Consider the following 20,468-nt stretch of genomic DNA (forward strand, 5'->3'; position numbering starts at 1 on the left):
CGGGGCCCGTGCGAGCGATTCGCACGGACCCCGTCGTATGGATGGGATCGATCAGCAGGAACGGGCGTCGTACGCGACGGTCTGCGTGCTGACGCCGCCGTCGGAGGCACGGGTCGCCTCGACGGTGACGGTGCCCGCCGGCACCGACGCCTCGCGCGTCGTGAACGAGTGCGTGGCGTTCTTGCCCGCGGCGACCGACGCGAATGACTTCTCGCCGTACGGGGACTGCAGCTTCACCGAGACCGGCGTGCTCTCCTCGTTCGTCGCCTTCACGGTCACGTAGGCCTTCGACGCGATGCACTTGGTGCCGACGGTCGCCGTCATCTCCGGGCCAGCGGGTCCGGCCTCATCGCAGCTGAACTTCGCGTCGCCCCAGATGCCATGGGCGCCGTTGATGCTGCCCGGCGCCTCGACGATCAGGTCGACGTACTGCGCCCCGGCGAGATCCACGGTCACGGACTCCGGTGCGAAGCCCGGGGTGAAGGTGCGGGACTGGTAGCGGTTCGCGCCGTCGACGTCGACCTTGAAGATGACGTTTCCGCCGAAGCCCGACTCGAGGCCCACCTGCGCGGTGAACGCCGAGCACTGGTCGCCCACGTAGTAGGTGATCTTCGACTGGGCGTGCACGCCGAGCCCCTTCTCGTACACCGGCGACTGGCCGGTGGCCGGGTCGGTGTGGTTGACCTTGAGGGGGAGGTCGGGCGAGCTCGCCGAGTCCTTGTTCGCGACGTCCCTTCCGATGACGCCCCAGCCGTTCGTCGCGCTGATCCAGTCGAGATCGGAGGCGAAGGCCTCACCGGTCGGCGCCTCCGGCATCGGCTGGTCCACGACCTGCCAGTCGAAGAACTTGACGCGGCTCTCGTTCGGCAGCTGCACCGAGGCGAGTTCCTTGCCGGGGTTCAGGCGCACGAGGTTCGAGTACACCTGGTACTTGCCGGTCGGGTACTCGTACCCGTCGGGGTTCGAGGCGCTGTTGCGCCCCATCGACGTGATGGCCACGGTCGAGCCCTGCAGGCCGGATGCCTGCAGCAGCCAGTTCGGGAAGTACACCGGCTGCTTCGAGACCGTGCCGTCGGTGTACGTGAGGGTGAGTTCCGGCGACACGCCCGCGCCCGTCGCCGCCGAGGCGAGGACGGCGAGGTGCGTGCCCTGCCCGTTGACGCGGATCAGCTGGCCCGCAGGGGTGACCGAGTTCGGCTCGCCGACCGGGGTCGGCCAGGTGTACTCGATCGCCGTGTCGCCCGTACCGACCGTCACCGTGCCGCCCGGCGTGACGCCGGCCTGCTCGAGCGCCGCCTTCGAGAAGGAGGCGCCGCCGCCGTCGAAGTTGCCGGCGGTCGCGGTCTCGAGGTCCGTGATCGACACCGCGTTGAACGCGCCCTGCAGCGAGCCGTAGGCGACGTACAGCTGGTTCGCACCCGACACCTCGACCTGCTGGTTCGACGCCGACGTGTACGCGGCGGTCACCGCGACCGTCTGCAGGTCGGCCCCGGACTCCGGGGTCACGTCGAGCACGAACTCGGCCGTGATCGAGGCACCCGGCTCCACCCGCTCGGCGCGGTCACCGGTCGCCGACACGACGGTCCAGCCCTCGGGCAGCACCGGGGTGAGCACGACGTCGTCCTTGGCGGCCGAACCGGTGTTCGTGAAGGTGGCCGTGGCCGTCGTCTGCTCGCCCTGGAAGACCTGGGCGTCGAGTGCGACGTCGACGGATGCCGCGGAGGCGTCCTGGTCGCGACCGCCGACGGCGCTCGTGCCGGTGAGCACGACCTGCGCCGAGGCATCCGATGCGAGCTCGCCCGTCGAGATCACCACGACGCCGCCGGTGCGGTCGCCGTCGTAGGCCCATCCGGTGCGGCCCTCGAGCGCATCGACGTCGGCGACCCGCTCGAGTGCATCGCCGTCCAGCTCGACGGCGCTCGGCTCGGAGCCGGTGTGCACGTCGAGGCGGTAGGCGCGATCGCCGGCCTTGCCGTCGTACTCGCCGTCCCGGGTTCCGATGTCGATCGTGACGTCGCCCTCCTCGGCGGCACCCGGTGCGCTGACCTCGAAGACCTGCCGGCTGGCCTCGCCGTCGGCGTGAGCCCTGGTGGTCTTGTCGTCCTCGTAGAGGGTGAACGAGGCGTCGCCCTGCGGGTACGTGGTCAGCGTGACGGGCGAATCCTCGGGCACGAGCGAGGCGTTGCGGGCGGTGATGCCCTGCGGCACGACCGCACCCGCGCGAACGAAGATCGGCAGGCGATCGAGCGGGGCCGGGTGGCCGTTCACGACCCTTCCGCCTTGGTGGACCTTGCCCGTCCAGTAGTCGACCCACTGGTCGCCGGCCGGGAGGTAGATGCCGTTGCGCACGTCGGAGTCCGTGAAGACCGGCGCCACGAGGTAGTCCTCGCCGAGCAGGAACTCGTTGTTGGACTCGACGCTGTACGCACCGGGGTCGCTCGGGTACTCGAGTGCGATCGAGCGCATCATCGGCATGCCGGTGCGGTGCGACTCCTCGGCGAGCGTGTAGATGTACGGCATCAGGCGCTGCCGGAGCTGCAGGTAGTCGCGGTTGATCTCCGTCGCCTCCTCGCCGTAGAGCCAGGGCCGCTTGTCGGTCTGCGCCCACCCGCTCATCGAGTAGAGCGCGGGAGCGAACGCCTTCCATTGCAGGTCGCGCACGTAGCTCTCGGCGGAGCCGCCGAAGATGCCGTCGACGTCACCCGTGGAGAAGGCGAGTCCGGAGTTGCCGGCGCCCGTGAGCGCCGAGACCTGCCAGCGGACGGCGTCGAGGTCGCCGCTGTGGTCGCCGGTCCACTGCATGCCGCAGCGCTGCGATCCGGCCCAGCCCTCGACCATGAGCGAGGTGCCGCGGGCGTCGGAGTGCTGCTCGATGCCGCCGTGTGCGGCCTCGCAGCCGGTGAGCGCCTGGCGGTAGCCCTGGCCGACCCAGGCGACGTCGAGCTTGCGGAGGCGCACGCCGGCCTCGCCGACCTCGTACTCCTGGTTGGTGAGCGAGCGCTGCGTCCAGAGGCCGACCTTCAGGCCGGTCTCGGCCTCGATGGCGTCGACGGTCTCGGGCAGTGCCTCGTACTCGCAGCCGTAGCCGTCGTTCACGAGCATCCATCCGGCGGGCATGTCGTGCTCCACGAACTCCTTCGCGAAGTCGAGCGCCTGCGGGGTGCGCAGCTTGGCGGGGTCGCGGTAGGCCGTGTACGTCGAGCTTCCGCGGTTGTAGCAGTCGGCGTCGCCGTACTCGAGCGCGTAGATCGGCGGCATCATCGGGCGGCCGGTGAGCTGCGTGTACGACTCGAGCGACTGCTTGTAGTCACCGACGAAGTAGTAGGCGTCGAACCGCTTCTCCTCGTGGGTGGTCGTGCCGGCCTTGAAGTCGTAACTGCCGCGGGCGAAGGTGTTGCGGAGCACGCCGTAGCCCTCGGACGACATGTAGTACGGCACCGCGTTCGGGTAGCCGTCGTCGTCCCAGTCGAAGTTGCGCGCGATGTTGATGGTGGCGCCGGTGTGCACCGAGCGGCCGTTCTGCATGCCGCCGCCGATGAACTGCTCGCCGTCGACGGGCGCCAGGTGCTGCGTGGCCGAGCCGGCGCCGAAGCTGACCGGCGACGATTCCGACCAGACCACGTCGCCGTCACGTTTCAGCGTCGTGGCGCCGCTCGCGCGATCCACCTCGAGCGTCGCCTTCGACGTCGAGATCGTGATCGGCTCGCCAGGGCGGTCGCCGACATCGACGGATGTCCCGTCGAAGTCGTCGGTGCCGACCACGATGTTCGCGGTGCGTGCCGGGTCGCCTTCGGGGGTGTTCGCCGGGTCGGTGAACTCGCCCGTCGGCGTCGCCTCGATGCGGAGCGTGTGCGCGTCGAGGAACGTGACGCGGTACGCGCCGCGCTCGGCCTGGAGCGTCACGGTCGACCCGTCGCGTTCGACGCCGGTGATGGCGCCGAGCGTCGTGCCGGTGTCGTCGACGGGCACCTCGGGGTTGACCTTGTCGGGGGTGATAGGTGTCGTTCCGCTCGCCGCGGCCGCGGCCGCGGGTGCCGCAGGTCCTGCGGCGAGGGCGATGGACCCGAGTCCGGTCATCGCGACGAGGGCCGCCAGGCCCAGCGCCGTGGTGCGTCGGGCTTTGCCGGCGGCGCGTGTTCGAGAGTGCTGCATCCGTTGCTCGCATTCTAAGAGTGATGGTTTATGACGTTTAGGTCGACCAAACGCTCAAATCAGATCACTTGAGATCACCCCCCGTCAAGGGGTCAGGCGCGATCGGCGCGAACGCTGCCATGATGTGCGCATGCCGACGTTCACCGATCCGTACGGGGTCCACATCCACTACCAGGCGTGGCGCGTGCCCGAACCGACCGCGGTGGTGCAGCTCGCGCACGGCGTCGGCGAGCACATCGGACGCTACGGCGAGCTCGTCGCCGCCCTGAACGAGGCGGGCTACTCCGTCTGGGCCGACGACCACCGCGGCCACGGGCAGACCGGGTTCGAGCAGCACGGCGGCGACCTCGACCGCATGGGCCGGCTCGGGCCAGGCGGCCTGCGCGCCACGATCGACGCCGTGCACCAGTTCACCGGCGTGATCCGCGAGACCGAGGGCAACGAGTTGCCGCTCGTGCTGCTCGGGCACTCGTGGGGCTCGCTGATGGCGCAGATCATCCTCAACCGGCATCCGCTCGAGTACGACGCGGTCGTGCTCACGGGCACGGCGTACCGCACGCTCTTCGACATGAACGGCGGCGACCTCAACGCCCGGCACAAGCACCTCGGCCCGACGCCCGTCGAGTGGCTGAGCCGCGACCCCGAGGTGGCGCCCGCGTTCATGGCCGACCCGTACACGACCGAGGTCCCGCTGCGGAAGCTGTTCGGCACGCGCGACGCGATGCGTCTGCTCGGCCGGCCGGCGAAGCACCTGCCGCCCGAGCTGCCGCTGCTCATCATGGTCGGCTCCGACGACACGCTCGGCGGCGAGCAGAGCGCCGTGAAGCTCGCTCGCGCCTACGCGCGCCGATCGGGCCTCGTCGACGTGACCCTCGTGGTCTACGACGACGCCCGCCACGAGGTCTTCAACGAGACGAATCGCGCCGAGGTGCGCGCCGACCTCATCACCTGGCTCGACGAGCGCTTCGCGACCGACTGACCGGCTACATCTTGGCGTGCCAGGGCGGCACGTCGTACCCGAGCAGTCGGATGCGCGGGTGGTGCGAGGCATCCGACTCGGTGGCCCAGGGGTAGACGATCGTCGTGACGTGGCAGTTGCCGAGCACGGGGAGCAGGTCGCGGTAGCCGTCGGGGTCCATGCCGGCCAGCTCGCAGAAGAGCAGGCGGATGAGCGTCGCGTGCGCCACGATCAGCACGCGGCCGTCGGGGAACTCCTCGACGAGCTCGTCGAACACGGGCACGGCGCGCGCGATGCCGGCGAGGCCCGTCTCACCGCCCGGGAACGGGTTGGTCGCCGGCGAACGGCAGAAGGCCGCCCACTCGTCGGGGTACTGGGACTTGAGCTCGTCGGGCGTGAGCCCTTCGGCCTCGCCGAAGTCGATCTCGACCAGGCGCGGCTCGCTGCGCACGGGCAGCCCGGTCGTCTCTGACGCCGGGGCCGCCGAACGCCGCGCGCGGCTCAGCGGCGAGGCGACGATCGCGTCGAGGTTCGAGTCGACCGCCCAGGCGCCGAGCGCGGCCGCCTGCCCGAGTCCGTGGCGCGTGAGCGCGACATCCGAGTTGCCGGCGTACCGGTGGTCGGCGTGCCAGACCGTCTCGCCGTGACGTGCCAAGAAGAACGTGGTCATTCGGCCCCCTGCCTCTGCATCGATCGTAGATCCCGGGCGCGCGCGGTGGGAGGAGTTCGGCCGCTCGGGAGGCTCGGACAGGCGGATGCCTCCTCCCGTGGGTGCGATCTCCTCCTGTCCGGTGTCCGGGACGGCCGGCGGTCGTAGGCTGTCCCTCATGCACGGTGAGTACAAGGTTCCCGGCGGCAAGCTCGTGGTCGTCGACTTCGACGTGGTCGACGGCGTCATCCGATCGCCGAGGGTCGCCGGCGACTTCTTCCTCGAGCCCGATGAGGCCCTCGCCGACATCGACCAGGCCCTCGACGGCCTGGCCGCGGCATCCGATGCCAAGACCATCGCGGCCGCCGTCGCTGCGGGCCTGCGCCCCGATGCGGTGCTGCTCGGCTTCTCGCCCGAGGCGATCGCGGTCGCGGTGCGACGTGCGCTGACGGATGCCACGAGCTGGTCGAACTACGAGTGGGAGGTCGTGCACGACCCGGCCGTGTCGCCGCGCGTGCACCTCGCCCTCGACGAGGTGCTGGCCGCCCGGGTGGGCGACGGACGTCGCAAGCCGACCCTGCGCTTCTGGGAGTGGGACGAGTCGGCCGTCGTGATCGGCAGCTTCCAGTCGGTGAAGAACGAGGTCGACCCCGAGGGCGCCGAGCGCAACGGCTTCGACGTCGTGCGTCGCATCTCGGGCGGCGGCGCGATGATGATGGAGCGCGGCAACGTCGTCACGTACTCGCTCTACGTTCCGGCCGAGCTCGTGCAGGGCATGAGCTTCGCCGACTCCTACGCGTTCCTCGACGACTGGGTGCTGCAGGGGCTTCGCGGGTTGGGCATCGAGGCCACCTACCAGCCGCTGAACGACATCGCCTCGCCGCTGGGCAAGATCGGCGGGGCCGCGCAGAAGCGACTCGGATCGGGCGGCGTGCTGCACCACGTGACCATGGCGTACGACCTCGACAACGAGAAGATGCTCGAGGTGCTGCGCATCGGCCGCGAGAAGATCAGCGACAAGGGCATCGCCTCGGCGGCCAAGCGCGTCGACCCGCTGCGGTCGCAGACCGGGCTCAGTCGCGCCGCGATCATCGAGTCGCTCATCCAGACGTTCGTGTCGCTGTACGGCGCGACGCGCGGCACGGTCGCCGCCGACGAGCTCGCCGAGGCCGAGGCGCTCGCCGAGTCGAAGTTCGCGACCGAGGAGTGGCTGTACCGGGTGCCCTGACCCGGCCGGCCTGCCGGCGGCGTCCGCGGCCCGGATGAGGAAGGCTCACCGGGCGCAGGTTAGACTCGCCGGATGGATTGGTGGATCTGGCTGGCCGGCGCACTGCTCGTCGCGGCCGTGCTGACGTACTCGGTGCGTCGTGGCTGGATCGACCTCTCCGACAAGACCCGCAAGGGCAAGCCGAGCGGCAGCGCCGTCATGATGATCGGCGACGAGGTCTTCGCGCCCCGCAAGTACGAGGCGCAGATCGAGCAGGAGCGCCAGGCCCGGCTGCCCACGCCCGCGCCACTGGCGGGCGATCCCGACAAGGGCATCTCGTACGCGGCGGCCGATGCCGACGACGGCGACCCCGATCGCTTCAAGGGCCGCATCCGCCTCGACGTCGAGCGCTGAACGGCGGCGTAGGCCGCTGATCGGCTCTCGAGCGCCGACCGGGGCCTCGCCGCACTGCCAGACTGGAGCGCGTGACCCACGACGAGCCCGACCGCATCATCCACGCGGACAACCTCGCCGTGTTGCCGACCTTCCCCGATGGTCGGTTCACGCTCATCTACCTCGATCCGCCCTTCAACACGGGTCGGGCGCAGGCGAGGCGCTCAACCAGCCACGTCAGGGTCGAGGCGACGGATGACGCGGGGCCGCCCCCATCCGGAACCATCACCGGGTTCGCGGGCCGCCGCTACGAGCGCATCCGCGGCGACCTGCTGCGCTACGACGACCGCTTCGACGACTACTGGGGATTCCTCGAGCCGCGCCTCGTCGAGGCCTGGCGCCTGCTCGCCGACGACGGCACGCTGTACCTGCACCTCGACTACCGCGAGGCGCACTACGCGAAGGTGCTGCTCGATGCCCTGTTCGGGCGGGAGTGCTTCCTGAACGAGCTGATCTGGGCCTACGACTACGGCGCGAAGGCGAAGCGCAAGTGGCCGACGAAGCACGACACGATCCTCGTGTACGTGAAGAACCCGTCGACGTACTGGTTCGACTCGACCGCGGTCGACCGCGAGCCTTACATGGCTCCGGGCCTGGTCACGCCCGAGAAGGCCGAGCTCGGCAAGCTGCCGACGGATGTCTGGTGGCACACGATCGTGTCGCCCACGGGCCGCGAGAAGACGGGGTACCCGACGCAGAAGCCGGAGGGCATCCTTCGGCGCATCGTGCAGGCGTCGACGCGCGAGGGCGACTGGGTGCTCGACTTCTTCGCCGGCTCCGGCACGACGGGCGCGGTGGCGGCGACGCTCGGGCGCCGGTTCGTGCTCGTCGATGAGAATCCCGAGGCGATCGCCGTCATGCGCGCGCGCTTCGCGAACATCGACGGCGTCGAGTTCGGCTGAGTCGAGTGCGGGCTTCGGCGTGCGACATCCGCAGGTCGTAACCGGCTGAGCCGGTCAGGCGCCAGCGTGCCGCCCTTCTCGTAACCCTCACTGGGGGAGTAGCGTCGGCGAGGTGACGGCATCAGAGGCGAACGCGGCGAACGCACCGGCACCACTCATGACGCACCGGCAGATCCTGCTGGTGATCTTCGGGCTGATGTCCGCCATGTTCCTGTCGGCGCTCGACCAGACGATCGTCGGCACCTCGATGCGCACGATCGCCGACGACCTCGGCGGCCTCGAGCTGCAGGCCTGGGTGACGACCGCGTACCTCATCACGGCGACCATCACGACGCCGATCTACGGCAAGCTGAGCGACCTGTTCGGGCGGCGGCCGCTGTTCATCATCGCGATCGCGATCTTCCTGCTGGGGTCGCTGCTCTCGGGCATGTCGACGTCGATGTACGAGCTCGCGGTCTTCCGCGCCATCCAGGGCATCGGCGCGGGCGGCCTGATGGCGCTGCCGCTCGCGATCATGGGCGACATCCTCGCCCCGCGCGAGCGTGCGAAGTACCAGGGGTACTTCCTCGCCGTGTTCGGCGTCTCGAGCGTGATCGGCCCGCTCATCGGCGGGCTGCTCTCGGGCACCGAGGAGATCCTCGGCGTGGCCGGCTGGCGGTGGGTCTTCCTCGTGAACCTGCCGGTCGGCGTGCTCGCGCTGTTCATGGTCATCAGGTTCCTGCACGTGCCGCGCTTCCACTCCGACCGCAAGGTGCGCATCGACTGGTGGGGTGCCACCTTCGTGGTCGTCGCCCTGGTGCCGCTGCTCATCGTCGCCGAGCAGGGCAGCGAATGGGGTTGGGGTTCCGCGTGGGCGATCGGATGCTACGTGGTCGGCGTCATCGGCATCATCGTGTTCATCCTCGTCGAGGTCCGCATGGGCCAGGACGCGCTGCTGCCGATGAAGCTGTTCCGCATCCCGACGTTCTCGGTGGTCGCGGGGCTCGGACTCCTCGTCGGCTTCGCGATGTTCGGCGCGATGATGACGATCCCGTTGTACCTGCAGCTCGTCGAGGGCGCGACGCCGGCCGAGAGCGGCCTGCTCATGCTGCCGTTGATCCTCGGCCTCATGGTCTCGTCGATCGCGAGCGGCCAGATCATCGCGCGCACGGGCCGGTACCGGATGTTCCCGATCCTCGGCACCGCCTTCCTCGCGCTCGGCTACTACTGGCTGACCTACCTGACGGCCGACCAGGACATCTGGTGGATCATGGTCGGCATGGCCATCATCGGCCTCGGCCTCGGGCAGCTCATGCAGACGCTCACGATCGCGAGCCAGAACGCGGTGACCGCGCGCGACATGGGCGTCGCGACGAGCGCGTCGACCTTCTTCCGCCAGATCGGCGGCACGCTCGGCACGGCTGTGTTCTTCTCGCTGCTGTTCTCACGGCTCGCCGAGACGTTGACCGCCGCGTTCAGCGACCCGGCGCTCATCGGGCCGATGACCGAGGCGATGCAGGACCCCGCGGTGCAGGCGGACCCCGCGAACGCCGAGATCCTCGCCCTGCTCGGCACGCAGGACCCGGCGCAGATCGGCGCCGCGCTCGACACCGACAGCTCGTTCCTGCTCGGGGCCGACCCGCGACTGGCCGAGCCGTTCCTCGTGGGCTTCAACGATGCGACGGTATCGGTGTACTGGCTCGGCCTCATCATCTCGGTGCTCGCGTTCGTCGTCGCGTGGTTCGTGCCCGCGCTGCCGCTCCGGCAGGTCTCGGCCATGCAGGAGGACGCCGATGCGAACGCCGCCGAGGTCGCCGCGGCGGCCCACCTCGTCGCCGAGGGCATCGATGAGGCGCGCGACCTGAACGATGCCGAGCACGATGCCGATCGACGGGCGGATGCCGCATCCGATCGCCATGCGATGGCCGGAGCGCCGGGCGACGAGCCCGAGATCGACGAGGTCGCCCATCGAGCCGCGCGACTCGCGGGCTCGCCGATCGAGCCGACGACGACCGGGTCGATGCACGCGATCGACCTCGACGACGAGGCGAACGGCCGACCGGCTCGCTGAGCGGCGCGGCCTCGGGTCGGTCGAGCCTCAGGCCGAGGCGCGGCGAACGAGGTGCGTCGGCATGATGTTGCGCCTCGGCACGTCTTCGCCGGCGAGGTGGCGCAGCAGCAGGTCGGCCATCTCGAAGCCCATCTGCTCGGAGGGCTGGTTGACCGTGGTCAGCGGGATGGCCGAGGAGATCGCGGCCGGGCTGTCGTCGAATCCGACGACCGCGATGTCGCCCGGCACCGAGCGACCGTGCTCCTGCAGCACGGAGATCGCGCCGGTCGCCATGATGTCGCTCGCGACGAAGATGCCGTCGAGGTCGGGCACTCGGTCGAGCAGACGTCGTGTGGCGGCGACGGCGCCGGCAGCCGTGAAGTCGGCGGATTCGACGGCATCGGCGGGCAGGCCGACGGCGCCGAGCGCGCGACGGTACCCCTCGAGCCGATCGACGCTCGCGGGCATGTCGAGCGGGCCGGTCACCGTGCCGATGCGGCGACGCCCGACGTCGATGAGGTGCTGCGTGCCGATGGCGCCGCCCTCGACGTTGTCGACGTCGACGAAGAAGTGGTCGCCGGGTTGCGACGGGCGGCCGCCGAAGACGAGGGGGAGCACCATGCCGGCTTCGAGCTGCAGGTCGTCGCCCTCGTGGTGCGAGACGACCAGGGCGCCGTCGACGACACCTGAGCGCAGGTACCTGAGGGTCTTGTGACCGGGGTCGGTCGACGCGACGAGCAGGTTGAGCAGGTACTCGCTCTCATCGAGCCGGCGCGTGATGCCCTGCACGATCGCGGCGAAGTAGGGGTCGCCGAAGAAGAAGGCCGTGTCTTCGGGCACGATCAGCGCGATCGCGCCCGACGTGCGGCTGGCCAACGAGCGCGCGGCACGGTTGGGCACGTAGTTCAGCTTCTCGATCGCGGCGTTCACCGCGGTCAGCACGTCGGGGCTGACCTTGGGCGAACCGTTCACGACGCGGCTCACGGTCGCGCGGGACACGTTCGCCTCGCGTGCGACCTCTTCGAGGGTCGGCGCGGCGGGTCGGGTCTTGATGTCGTCACCCCCCTGCATTCGGTCAGTCTATGTGTGCGCCGACGGCTCCACGATCGACGGTCGAGCGGTGAGGTCCCGCTCGGTCGGGTGCGGAGCCGTCGACGGATGCCGCGCTGCGGCGTCGCCGGTTCGGCGGCGTCGGCTCGCCGGTCAGCTCGCCTGCGCCACCTCGCTCGCCGGGAGGGCCCGGTTCGCGATGATGTCGGTGTACGAGAGCGCGCTGTCCTTCAGCGTGCGCTCCTGCGTGTCGTAGTCGACGCGCACGAGGCCGAAGCGCTTGTCGTAGCCCCACGCCCACTCGTAGTTGTCCATGAGCGACCAGTAGAAGTAGCCGTGCACGGGCACGCCCTCGTCGATCGCGTCGAGGATCGCGCCGAGGTGGCCGCCGAGGAACTCGACGCGACCGGCGTCGTGCACCGAGCCGTCGGCCTCCACGACGTCGTCGTAGGCGGCACCGTTCTCGGTGACGTAGAGACGCACGCCCGCGGCATCCGCGTACTCCTCGTGCACCCGGACCAGCAGCTCGCGCAGGCCGTCGGGCTCGACCTCCCAGTCCATGGCCGTGATCGGCAGGTCCTGGGGGTGCCAGTGCACGTTCTCGGCCGCGGGGAACGGCGAGCGGGTGGCCCGATCGGTCGGTGCGGCGCCCTCGCGCACCTCGGCCGGTGCGTGACCGCTCACGTACTCGCCGTGGTAGTAGTTCACGCCGAGCGCGTCGATGGGCGTCGAGATGATCTCGAGGTCGCCCGGCTTCACGACCGCGTCGAGTCCGAGCGGGCCGAGGTCCTCGATGAGGTCGGCCGAGTACTCGCCGCGGAAGATCGGGTCGAGGAAGAACCGGTTGAACTGCCCGTCGATGCGGCGCGCGGCGTCGACGTCGGCCGGGTCGGTCGGGTCGACCGCGTGGATCGGTGCGAGGTTCAGCGTGATGCCGAGCTCGAGCTTCGGGTCGCGCTCGCGCAGCGCCTGCACGGCGAGGCCGTGGGCGAGCATGAGGTGGTGTCCCGCCGCGATGCCGTCGGGAACGGACTGGCGTCCGGGCGCGTGCGCGCCGCCCGTGTAACTGAGGAACGACGAGCACCACGGCTCGTTGAGCGTGGTCCAGACGTCGACGCGGTCGCCGAGTGCGTCGTGCACCGAGAGCGCGTAGTCGCGGAAGAGTTCGGCGGTGTCGCGGTTGGCCCAGCCGCCCTGCTCCTCGAGGGCCTGCGGGAGGTCCCAGTGGTAGAGCGTGAGCCACGGCTTGATGCCGGCGCCGAGCAGTTCGTCGACCAGGCGCGAGTAGAAGTCGAGGCCCTCGGGGTTGACCGGGCCGCCGTCGGGGCGAACGCGCGCCCACGACGTCGAGAACCGGTAGGTCTGCAGGCCGATGCGCTGCATGAGCGCGACGTCGTCGGCGTACCGGTGGTAGTGGTCGCAGGCGACGTCGCCGTTGTCGGCGTTGATGACGGCGCCCGGAACGCGGCTGAACGCATCCCAGATGGAGTCCTTGCGACCGCCCTCGTGCGCGGCGCCCTCGATCTGGTAGGCGGCGGTGGCCGCGCCGAACAGGAAGTCGGCGGGGAAGGGGCGGTTCGCCGCGAATGCGGCGGCAGCGTCGTTCACGCTGGTGTCCTCTCGGAGTTCGATGGTCATCCCTTCACGGCTCCTGCCATGATGCCGCTGACGAGCTGCTTGCCCGCGAAGACGAAGAGGATGAGCAGGGGGATGGTCGACAGCAGCACGCCGGCGAGCACGATCGAGTAGTCGACGAAGTGGTTCGACTGCAGGAGCGAGAGCGCGACGGGCAGCGTGGGGTCGCTGCGGTCCAGCACGATGAACGGCCAGAAGAAGTTGTTCCACGCGGTCACGAAGGTGAACAGGCCGAGCATGGCGGCGGCCGGTCGTGCGGCCGGAAGGCCGACCGTGAGGAACGTGCGGAACGAGTTGGCGCCGTCGACGCGAGCGGCTTCGAGCAGCTCGTCGGGCACCGACTGCTGGATGTACTGGGTCATCCAGAACACGCCGAACGCGGTCACGAGCGCGGGGATGATGATCGCGCCGATGTTGCCGGTCCAGCCGAGGTCGGCGAACAGGATGTACAGCGGCACGACGCCCAGCTGCATCGGCACGGCCATGGTGGCGACGACGAAGATCAGCAGCCACTTGCCGCCCTTGAACTTGAGCTTGGCGAACGCCCAGCCGGCGAGGGTCGAGAAGAAGACGACCGAGAGCGCGATGAGCGCCGAGCTGTAGATGGAGTTCCAGAGGGCGCGCCAGAAGTTGACGGCGGGGTCGTTGACCACGGTCAGCGCGTTCTCGATGAAGTTCCCGCCGGGGATCCACGACATGTTCGGGTCGCGGATGGTGCCCGAGTCGCCCGAGCCGATGAGGAGCGACCAGTAGTACGGGAAGATCGCCGAGCCGAGCACGACCGCCAGGGCCGTGTAGACGAACCATCCGGGGCGCGAGCCGCGCACGGGCCGCGAGCGCAGACGGCGCTTCGGGTCCTTCGCGTTCACGGTCACCGCCGCGACGGTGTTCAGGCTCGTGGTCGCCTGGGGTTCCGTGGCGGTCATCGTGCCACCTCCGTGGTCTTGTCGTTGGTGTCGGATGTCGCGGCCCCGGTCGAGGTCGAGCCGAAGTCGTCGCGCACGGTGCCGCCGACGCGGTGCTCGAGATCGTTGCGGGCGGCGATGGCCGCCGCTCGGCGGTCGCGCCTCGAGCGTCCGTCGCGGGAGCCCTCGTCGCGCACGAGGCGGTTGGTCACGAGCATGTTGATGACGCCGATGGCGAGGATGATGAGGAACAGGATCCAGGCCAGCGCTGCGGCTCGGCCGAAGTTCCACTGACCCCATCCGATGTCGTACAGGTAGAGCGAGATGGTGAGCCACTGCGAGTTGGCGCCGCCGGTGCCGAACTGGTCGTACATGCGCGGCTCGTCGAAGATCTGCAGGCCGCCGATGGTCGACGTGATGATGACGAAGATCAGGGTCGGGCGCAGGCTCGGCAGGGTGATCGCCGTGAACTGGCGGAACTTGTTCGCGCCGTCGATGGCCGCGGCCTCGTAGTAGTCGCGCGGGATGGCCTGCATGGCCGCGAGCAGGATGAGCGTGTTGTAGCCGGTCCAGCGGAAGTTCACCATCGTGGCGATCGCGATGTGGCTCGCGAACGCGTTGCTGTGCCACATGATCGGGGGAAGGCCGATGTTGCCGAGCAGCGTGTTGATGAGGCCGTACTTGTCGCCGAACATGTTGCTGAAGATGAGGGCCACGGCGACGGGGGCCATGACGTAGGGCAGCAGCACGCCCATGCGCCAGAAGGTCTTGGCGCGGATGTTCTGGTCGAGCATCGTCGCGATGAAGATCGCGAGGATCAGCTGGGGGACGCTCGAGAGCAGGAAGATGCTGAACGTGTTGCGCAGGGCGATCCAGAACTTCGGCTGCGTGAGCACGTAGATGTACTGGTCGAAGCCGATGAAGGTGCCGCTGTTGCGCACCAGGTCCCAGTCCATGAAGGAGATCACGGCGGTGTACGCGATGGGGAAGAGCCCCGTGATCACGAACAGGATGAAGAAGGGGGAGATGTAGAGGTAGGGGGAGAGCTTGAAGTCCCACTTGCTGAGCTTCTGCCCGAAGGCGATGCGGCGGGGGGTGCGCTCGGTGCGGTCGGGCCGTGCCTGCTGGGGGCTCGGGGCGGACGGCGGAGCCGTTTTTGTCGAGGTCACGGTCGTTCCTTCGTGGTCTGGTGCCGGTCGTGCGAGGTGCGAGGGCGTGGCGGGCCGGGACGAACCCGACCCGCCACGTGAGAGGTCGGCTCAGATCAGCCGATCGCCTCGACCTCGGAGACCCACTGGTCCCACGAAGCCTTCTTGTCCTGCGTGCCGTCCTCGACGCGCGTGAGGGCCTGCTGCATGGCGTCGTTCACCTGGAAGTAGAACGGGCCCTTGAAGGGAGCGACGGTGATCGCGTTGGCACGGTCCGTGAGGATCTGGCCGACCGGAGCGTTGTTGAAGTACTCGTTGGTCGAGCCGAGGAGCGTGTCGGAGGTCAGCGCGTCGTTCTGGCTCGGGAAGGTGCCGGCGTTCTCGAACGCCTTGACCTGCTGCTCGGGAGCGGTCAGCCAGTCGGCGAGCTTCTGCGCCTCTTCGACGTTCGCGCCGTTGGCGGGAACGGTCAGGTACGAGCCGCCCCAGTTGCCGCCGCCGTTCGGGAAGGTGTTGGCGATGTCCCATCCGGTGACGTCCTCGGCGTTGCCCGAGATGACGCCGAGCATCCAGCCGGGGCAGAGCATCGTGGCGAAGGCGCCGTTCGAGAGACCGGCGAACCAGTCGTCGCTCCACTGGCCGAGGTGGGCCGACTGCGTCGCGCTGGCGTCGAGCACCTGGTTGTAGAGCTCCTCGACCTCGGGGTTCGTGGTCGCGGTGATGTCACCGGAGTCGGGGTCCTCGTATGCGGCCTCGACCTGGTTGATCATGCCCTGGTAGGTGCCGCCGGCCGAGTCGAAGAAGGCGGTGCCGGTCGCGGCGGTGTACTGCGCGCCGACCTCGAAGTACTTGGCCCAGTCGCCGTCGAGGAGCTTGGCGACCTCTTCGCGGTCGGTCGGGAGGCCGGCCGCGGCGAACAGGTCGGAGCGGTAGCAGACGCCTTCGGGGCCGATGTCCGTGCCGTAGCCGATGAGGTTGTCGTCGGCGTCGGTGGCTGCGGCGGTCTTCCAGTCGAGCCAGCGGTCCTTCAGGTCGGCGGGGACCGGCGCGAGCAGGTCGGAGTACTGCATGACCTCGGGCAGCCAGTCGACCTCGATGGCCTCGACGTCGGCGAGGCCCTTCTTGCCGAGCTTCTGGAAGTAGTTGGCGCGGGCGTCGTTCGACGTCGCGGCGACGTTCTGCACGACCTTCACGTTCGGGTTGGCGTCCATGTACTCCTGCAGGAGTTCGTCGGTGTAGCCGAAGTCGTTGAACGTCGCGACCGTCAGTTCGACCTTGCCGCCGTCGCTGCCCGAGTCGTCGGACGACGGCGCGCAGCCGGCGGCGATGATGGCGATGGATGCGGCGCCTGCGACGGCTGCGATCGCCTTGGTGCGTCGTGAAAGCTTCACGGTCACTCCTTTGTGTGCGTGTGGATGGGGTTACGGAATGGTCACGTGAGGACGCCCGGACCCACTGGGTGAGAGCGCTCTCACGATGCAGGCATGACTCTACGAGAGCGCTCTCACGAATGTCAAGAGAGCGCTCTCATCGGAGGCCTTCGTTACCGAAGCGTGACCTGTGCGTCGCCTGATCGGGGGGTTCGAAGCGGCTCGTCGTAGACTCGTACGGTGTCAGCAGACGAGCCCGAGTACCCCTCCGACGAGGTCCAGCGGCGTCGTCTGACGGTCGCCGGAGTGCTCAGTCTCGTGCTCGTCGCGATCGCCGTGATCGTCGTGGGGGCCGTGGCCGGCTCCGCGTCGGGCGCGACATCCGGCTCCCATCCGACGTCGGGCGGCAGCGCGACCGGCACGACCGACGACGCGACCACGACCGCCCGCCCGGCCCCGGCCGAGGCCGTCGCACCCGCTGCGGTCGACACCTTCGACAAGGCCGCCAGGTCGATCGACGACCCCGCCAGCATCTGGGTCGTGGTCAACAAGCTCCGCCCGCTCAACCCGCAGGACTACGAACCCGACGACCTCGTCGAGGTGCCGGTCGCCCACACGTGGTCGCCGCTCATGCGTCAGGAGGCGTCCGACGCGGCCGTCACGATGTTCCAGGCCGCGGCCGACGAAGCCGACCTGTCCCTCGCGTCGAACAGCGCGTTCCGCAGCTACTCGACGCAGGTCGACCTCTACGGCGACGGCGACGACCCGACGACCGCACCCCCCGGGGCGAGCGAGCACCAGACCGGCCTCGCGATCGACATCGGTGCCGAGAACGGCTGCACGTTCGAGTGCCTCGAAGACAGCCCGGAGGGGGAGTGGCTGCGGGCCAACGCCTACCGGTTCGGGTTCCTGCTGCGCTATCCGGCCGACAAGGTCGACGTCACCGGGTATCCGCACGAGGCCTGGCACTACCGCTACATCGGCGTCGAGCTCGCGACCGAGATGCACGACACGGGCTTCACGACCCTCGAGGAGTTCTTCGGGCTCCCGCCGGTGCCACTGGGCATGTGATGCCGACGTGAGTGCACCGAGCGTGCCGAGCGTGCCGAGCAGGCCGAGCGCGCGATGAGCGAGCGGATGCCGCGCGCGATCGCCGACCGCACGCGTCACCGTAGTCGGGGGCTCGCCCTCTCGGTGCTCATCGCCAACCAGCTGCTCGCGGGCATCGGCGTCGCGACCGGCATGGCGCTCGCGGCGATCCTCGTCGCAGACCTCACCGGGGTCGTGGCGATGGGCGGTCTCGCGCAGTCGGCGAGCGTGCTCGGTGCGGCGATCGTCGCGATCCCGCTCGCCCGCCTCGCCGTGCGTTCCGGGCGGCACGTGGCGCTCGCGGTCGGCTACGGGCTCGCGGCGCTCGGCGCCGTGCTCGTCATCGTGGCGGCGTCCAGTGGCTGGGCTCCGCTCGTGTTCCTCGGGCTGGCGGCGTTCGGCGCCGGGGCTGCGGCCGGCCTGCAGGCGCGGTTCGCGGCGACCGAGGTCGCGGCGCCCGGCTTCGAGGCGCGGTCCATGTCGCTCGTGCTCTGGGCGACGACCATCGGCTCGGTCGCCGGCCCGCTGCTCTCCGAGACGGGCGACCGCGTGGGCGCGGGTCTCGGGCTCCCGCCCCTCGTCGGACCGTTCGTGTTCTCGGCGGTGGCGTTCGCCACGTCGACGCTGCTCGTCGCCACGCTGCTGCGCATGCCGCGTGCCGGCGTGCTCGAGACCGACGCGATTCCGGATGCCGCGGGCGGGCCGCTCGCCGACCCCGTGGCGGCCCTCGAGGGGGCCGCCGTGCCCGAGTCCGAACCCGGGCCGGCGCCGGAGTCCGAGCCTGCGCGCACCCCGGCGCCCGTGCCCGAGGCTGAGCCCGAGTCCACGGTCGGCCCGAAGCCCGTCGGATCCTTCGCGGCGCTGCGCGAGGCCTCGCGCCGACCCCGCTCGCTCTTCGCGATCCTCGCGATCGTCTGCTCGCACACCGTGATGGTCGGCGTCATGGTCATGACGCCGATCCACATGACCCAGCACGGCCTGTCGTTGAACCTCGTCGGCCTCGTGCTCAGCATCCACATCCTCGGCATGTACGGCGCGAGCCCGCTCATGGGGTGGCTCGTCGACCGGATCGGCTCGGTGCGGGTCGTGCTGCTCGGGGCGGCGATCCTGGTGGTGGCGGTGGTCATCGGCATCCTCGCGCCCGGTGATGACGTGCTGTTCGTGCCGCTCGCGCTCGGGCTGCTCGGTCTCGGATGGTCGGCCGGCATGATCGGCGGTTCGACGCTGCTCACGACGTCGGTCGAAGCTCGATCGCGCGTTCCCCTTCAGGGGGCGACGGATGCCGCGATGAACGTCGCGGCCGCGGCATCCGCAGCACTTTCGGGGTTGGTGCTCGGCGCGTTCGGATTCGCCGGCGTCAACATGGTCGCGTTGCTCGTGCTGGTGCCGCTCGCGGTGGTCGGGCTGCGGATGGCGACGTCGCGTCGCGCTGCACCCGTTTGAATGCGTTCTCATAGGTCTCCCAGCGTTCGAGAGGGATCCTCACAAATTCGCGTGTTGGGCTGGGTGCTCCCCCGAACGACGACGTGTTGGGCTGGAAGTCCCCCCGCACGACGACCCGAAACTCCACGGTTTGCTGAAATCCTCCGATCTCCCCATCCTTCGCCGCGCCACGTTCCGAGCACCCTCCGCCACGACCGAGCCGCAGGACGACACTTCGTCGTACCCGCTGCCCGTGACCGACGTCGTCCCCGAGTCGCCCGCCGCGTCCGCGCCGGAGTCGCCGGAGTCCACCGGCGAGCCCACCGACGTGCAGGTGCCCGCCGGCCAGGTCGAGACCGACGAAGAGGCCACGGCGGCATCGCCGTCCCGCCTGCCGCGCCACCGCGCAGACCGCATCCGCAACCGACGCGGACGCACGTCGCCCGCGTCGAAGGGGGCCATGATCAAGCGCACCGCCGCGCTCGGTTCGGCCGCCGCGTTCATGGGGCTCAGCGCCTTCGGCGCGATCCTGCCCGCAGAGGCCGAGTCGTCGACCGCGTCGGAGTCCATGAAGCACGTCGCCGTCGACACCGTCGATGCCGCCGCACTCGACTCCGTCGCGCCGGCCGCCGCGGTCGATCTCGCGCCGAAGATCACGAGCGGCCTCTCGACCGCGAGCGCCCCGTTCACCGGCGGTGCCCAGGTCACGCTGACGGGCCGTTCGCTCGACGAGGTCGCATCGGTCGCGGTGGGCGGCACGCCCGCGACGATCGTCGCCGCCGAGGACTCCTCGCTCACGTTCCAGGTTCCGGCCGTCTCCGAGACCGCCAAGGGCGCCGCCATGCCGGTCACCCTGGTCGATGCCGCGGGTGCTCCGGTGCAGGCCGTGCGGACCGAGGCCCCGATCTCGTCGACCGCGTCGCTCATCACGGCACTCGAACCCGCAGCGCTGCAGGCCGAGGCCGCCGTCGAGCAGCCCATCGACCTGACCTTCACGTTCACGAGCGACCCGGGCATCGACGCCCAGCTCAACTACGTGCTCGCGCACTGGAACACCTACAACACCGCGCAGTACCCCGTGCTCTCGGGCGTGGACTGCGCGAACTTCGCCAGCCAGTCGCTCGCGGCGCGCGGCTTCGCGATGGACGGCGGCTGGTACTTCGACGGCGCGACCGGCGCCATGTCGCCCAGCTGGGCGAGCTCGACGGCCCTCCGCGACTACCTCCTCACCCAGACCGCTCGCGCGACCTACCTCGACGACTCGCAGCGGGGTCTGGTGAAGGTCGGCGACATCGCCCAGTTCGACTGGGACAGCTCGGGCGACCGCGATCACACCGCCGTCGTCACGCGGGTCGAGCACACCGACGCCGGCACGAAGATCTGGACCGGCGGCCACACCAAGGACGCCGACTACTGGGACGTCGACGAGGCGCTCGCCTCGGGCGGCGGTTCGGTGACGTACTTCTCGATCCACTGATCCGGATGCCGCGCGCAGGCGC

15 protein-coding genes are annotated in these 20,468 nt (G+C 69.9%); 8 read left to right on the plus strand and 7 right to left on the minus strand.

Annotation, left to right across the window (positions count from 1 at the left end; all coding sequences use genetic code 11):
* Positions 1–51: 51 nt before the first annotated feature.
* Positions 52–4,152, minus strand: coding sequence for an NPCBM/NEW2 domain-containing protein (locus ATC03_RS01255; protein WP_067872153.1), 4,101 nt, complete (start codon positions 4,150–4,152; stop codon positions 52–54).
* A gap of 130 nt (positions 4,153–4,282) precedes the next feature.
* On the opposite strand from ATC03_RS01255, the gene ATC03_RS01260 reads away from it, so the two are divergent.
* A complete protein-coding gene (locus ATC03_RS01260; protein WP_067872156.1) occupies positions 4,283–5,131 on the plus strand; it encodes an alpha/beta fold hydrolase in 849 nt (282 codons plus the stop codon).
* Positions 5,132–5,135: 4 nt separating this feature from the next.
* On the opposite strand, the gene ATC03_RS01265 is transcribed toward ATC03_RS01260, so the two are convergent.
* A complete protein-coding gene (locus ATC03_RS01265; protein ID WP_067872159.1) occupies positions 5,136–5,780 on the minus strand; it encodes a histidine phosphatase family protein in 645 nt (214 codons plus the stop codon).
* A 157-nt stretch (positions 5,781–5,937) separates the two neighbouring features.
* Here ATC03_RS01265 and ATC03_RS01270 point away from each other — a divergent pair, with 157 nt between their 5' ends.
* From ATC03_RS01270 to ATC03_RS01285, 4 genes are all read left to right on the plus strand, one after another.
* Positions 5,938–6,987: a lipoate--protein ligase family protein gene (locus ATC03_RS01270; protein WP_067872163.1), complete on the plus strand. Its 1,050-nt coding sequence runs from the start codon at positions 5,938–5,940 to the stop codon at positions 6,985–6,987.
* A gap of 72 nt (positions 6,988–7,059) precedes the next feature.
* Entirely contained in the window at positions 7,060–7,380 is a 321-nt protein-coding gene (locus ATC03_RS01275) for a hypothetical protein (RefSeq protein WP_067872166.1), read from the plus strand.
* A 71-nt stretch (positions 7,381–7,451) separates the two neighbouring features.
* Entirely contained in the window at positions 7,452–8,321 is an 870-nt protein-coding gene (locus tag ATC03_RS01280; protein WP_227820190.1) for a DNA-methyltransferase, read from the plus strand.
* Between the two features lie 157 nt (positions 8,322–8,478).
* On the plus strand, positions 8,479–10,371 hold the full coding sequence (locus ATC03_RS01285) for an MDR family MFS transporter (RefSeq protein WP_067872172.1): 1,893 nt from the start codon (positions 8,479–8,481) through the stop codon (positions 10,369–10,371).
* A gap of 27 nt (positions 10,372–10,398) precedes the next feature.
* Here ATC03_RS01285 and ATC03_RS01290 read toward each other — a convergent pair whose 3' ends face one another.
* The 5 genes from ATC03_RS01290 to ATC03_RS01310 form a co-directional block, all read right to left on the minus strand.
* The gene (locus ATC03_RS01290) at positions 10,399–11,421 is read right to left on the minus strand and encodes a LacI family DNA-binding transcriptional regulator (protein WP_067872175.1); all 1,023 of its coding nucleotides are present in this window, start codon (positions 11,419–11,421) and stop codon (positions 10,399–10,401) included.
* 132 nt (positions 11,422–11,553) lie between these two features.
* Complete coding sequence (locus ATC03_RS01295) at positions 11,554–13,038, minus strand: GH1 family beta-glucosidase (RefSeq protein ID WP_084003173.1); 1,485 nt, start codon at positions 13,036–13,038, stop codon at positions 11,554–11,556.
* Positions 13,035–13,961 carry a carbohydrate ABC transporter permease gene (locus ATC03_RS01300; RefSeq protein ID WP_084003175.1) on the minus strand — a complete coding sequence of 309 codons (927 nt, stop codon included), beginning with the start codon at positions 13,959–13,961 and terminating at the stop codon, positions 13,035–13,037. The genes ATC03_RS01295 and ATC03_RS01300 overlap by 4 nt, the downstream gene beginning before the upstream one ends.
* On the minus strand, positions 13,958–15,109 hold the full coding sequence (locus ATC03_RS01305) for a carbohydrate ABC transporter permease (protein WP_084003177.1): 1,152 nt from the start codon (positions 15,107–15,109) through the stop codon (positions 13,958–13,960). The genes ATC03_RS01300 and ATC03_RS01305 overlap by 4 nt, the downstream gene beginning before the upstream one ends.
* A 95-nt stretch (positions 15,110–15,204) precedes the next feature.
* Positions 15,205–16,485 carry an ABC transporter substrate-binding protein gene (locus ATC03_RS01310; RefSeq protein WP_418118413.1) on the minus strand — a complete coding sequence of 427 codons (1,281 nt, stop codon included), beginning with the start codon at positions 16,483–16,485 and terminating at the stop codon, positions 15,205–15,207.
* Positions 16,486–16,698: 213 nt separating this feature from the next.
* Between ATC03_RS01310 and ATC03_RS01315 the strand changes: the two genes are divergently transcribed.
* The 3 genes from ATC03_RS01315 (at position 16,699) to ATC03_RS01325 (ending at position 20,446) form a co-directional block, all read left to right on the plus strand.
* Positions 16,699–17,529, plus strand: a complete 831-nt coding sequence (locus tag ATC03_RS01315) for a M15 family metallopeptidase (protein WP_227820191.1) — start codon at positions 16,699–16,701, stop codon at positions 17,527–17,529.
* 54 nt (positions 17,530–17,583) lie between these two features.
* On the plus strand, positions 17,584–18,990 hold the full coding sequence (locus ATC03_RS01320) for an MFS transporter (RefSeq protein WP_084003179.1): 1,407 nt from the start codon (positions 17,584–17,586) through the stop codon (positions 18,988–18,990).
* Between the two features lie 232 nt (positions 18,991–19,222).
* Entirely contained in the window at positions 19,223–20,446 is a 1,224-nt protein-coding gene (locus tag ATC03_RS01325; RefSeq protein WP_152030820.1) for an amidase domain-containing protein, read from the plus strand.
* The last annotated feature ends 22 nt before the right edge of the window (positions 20,447–20,468 follow it).

The organism is Agromyces aureus (assembly GCF_001660485.1).
Classification (GTDB): domain Bacteria; phylum Actinomycetota; class Actinomycetes; order Actinomycetales; family Microbacteriaceae; genus Agromyces; species Agromyces aureus.

Excerpts from the sequence above, each read along its gene's own strand:
- ATC03_RS01270 (WP_067872163.1), top strand. The coding sequence starts at position 5,938 with ATGCACGGTGAGTACAAGGTTCCCGGCGGCAAGCTCGTGGTCGTCGAC.
- ATC03_RS01290 (WP_067872175.1), bottom strand. The coding sequence starts at position 11,421 with ATGCAGGGGGGTGACGACATCAAGACCCGACCCGCCGCGCCGACCCTC.
- ATC03_RS01295 (WP_084003173.1), bottom strand. The coding sequence starts at position 13,038 with ATGACCATCGAACTCCGAGAGGACACCAGCGTGAACGACGCTGCCGCC.
- ATC03_RS01320 (WP_084003179.1), top strand. The coding sequence starts at position 17,584 with ATGAGCGAGCGGATGCCGCGCGCGATCGCCGACCGCACGCGTCACCGT.
- ATC03_RS01275 (WP_067872166.1), top strand. The coding sequence starts at position 7,060 with ATGGATTGGTGGATCTGGCTGGCCGGCGCACTGCTCGTCGCGGCCGTG.
- ATC03_RS01255 (WP_067872153.1), bottom strand. The coding sequence starts at position 4,152 with ATGCAGCACTCTCGAACACGCGCCGCCGGCAAAGCCCGACGCACCACG.
- ATC03_RS01300 (WP_084003175.1), bottom strand. The coding sequence starts at position 13,961 with ATGACCGCCACGGAACCCCAGGCGACCACGAGCCTGAACACCGTCGCG.
- ATC03_RS01260 (WP_067872156.1), top strand. The coding sequence starts at position 4,283 with ATGCCGACGTTCACCGATCCGTACGGGGTCCACATCCACTACCAGGCG.
- ATC03_RS01285 (WP_067872172.1), top strand. The coding sequence starts at position 8,479 with ATGACGCACCGGCAGATCCTGCTGGTGATCTTCGGGCTGATGTCCGCC.
- ATC03_RS01265 (WP_067872159.1), bottom strand. The coding sequence starts at position 5,780 with ATGACCACGTTCTTCTTGGCACGTCACGGCGAGACGGTCTGGCACGCC.